The 1,514-nt window shown below is 44.2% G+C and carries 1 protein-coding gene; it reads left to right on the top strand.

The features are described 5' to 3' along the window. On the top strand, positions 1 to 1,183 hold a 1,183-nt coding region (locus HW443_RS11165), incomplete at its 5' end, for a hypothetical protein (protein ID WP_176238221.1). Positions 1,184 to 1,514 lie beyond the last annotated feature (331 nt).

The following is a 1,514-nucleotide window of genomic DNA, read 5'->3' as shown; positions in this document are numbered from 1 at the left end:
GTTAAGAAAGGCAAAAGACTATAAGGGAGCAGTGCATAAGGAGCTGGTAGAGAAGGAGATTGCTGAGAGGTTGCCTAGTCCTAGCTGGGCAGAGCTCTTGAGCGGATTTTCCTGGGTTTTTAATCTTAGAGAAGGAAACGGTGAGCTAATCTATCCTGACCGTAAAGAAGGTGAACTGATATGCGCTGTGAAGAAAGGCATTCCCGATTGGCCGGAACCAACCCAGTGGGATGAGGAGAGCGTAATACTTACATGGAACTACCAGTTTACCGAAAACTACCTCAAACAGAGCGAATTGGACAAAATACGACTAACCGCCCCCGACATCCTATTATGGTTAGGGGAGGAGCCCAGCGATGTGGTGCGAGTTTTAGAAGAAATGTCTCTACCCATACTCGAGTATGACAAAAGAGTTCATACCGATTTGAAGGAAGGAAACCCGCACGACACAGAAACGCACGTCACAATCATCGGTGATTTTAGTGCTCCAGGGAGAGAGGTGCAAAGGTGGACTGCTGAATGTCAGCAAATCATTAATAAGAAAGGATGGACGCATTATGATGGACCTGCCAACGCGATATCTATCAACCAGTCCATATATAACCTGACTGGGCCTGCTATCATAAATCTCTATGCTACTGGGAAGGAATACTCAAGAAGACTCGAGCGGAAGGTACCACCGCCCCTTCATGTCTTTCCTGGAGAGAAGATAGCCCGGAAGTATGAACTTGAGATTTCCAATAGATTTCAGAAACCTATAGAGGAACTACACCCTCTCGTTGTGAGCGCCTTAGAAGATGAACTACTGGTCAAGAACTTTGCATTCGGCCTAGTCTTCGATATAATAGAAAAAGATACAATCTTTGATGATGATACTGGCGACAGAAAACCCATTTTGAAAATCAGTGATGTTAAACTCCCCCCAGAACATGTTGAAGCCATCCTTAAGTTGCGAATACCTCCTGACAACGAAGCTATACAATATGCTGCCGCTGCTAGGACACTACACCAGGCTGTTTTGGAGAAGAGGAAGAATGTGGCAAAGGAGTCGTATGTCGATCTGCTAGGGGAGAAGACTAAGGCAATTGTTGACCAACTCGAAAAAAGCGAGCTGCCCAAGACAGAAGCCGAAATAAGTAAGGTTTTCCTCATCATCTTAGAGAAAGAGCTCGAGTCTTTATAACGTTGAGGTGACCAGGGATATAGGATGAGGCAAGAATCTTGATATTAGAAAGGAAGGTAGTAAATTAAAGATGCCAGAACTAACCAAAGGTGCAAAGGAGGTTTATGAGAATTTGACGGTTGGCTTTGGTTGGGTTGGAATAGAAAGAATAAAGGTTCTTCTCCAAAAATAGTGGGTAAGAACCAGAATAGATGCGGACAACAATCTGGAGTTCCTTTGACACATAAAAGAATATATGCAAACTTTCTGAATTTTATCTGTATATTTCTCGTCGCCTTGCGGGCTTCTTGCCAATTTACAAAACACCTGGTCAACGCGGTAGATGCCCGCA

Source organism: Candidatus Hakubella thermalkaliphila (assembly GCF_013281975.1).
Lineage (GTDB): Bacteria > Actinomycetota > Humimicrobiia > Hakubellales > Hakubellaceae > Hakubella > Hakubella thermalkaliphila.
This window is presented reverse-complemented; position numbering and strand designations above follow the sequence as displayed.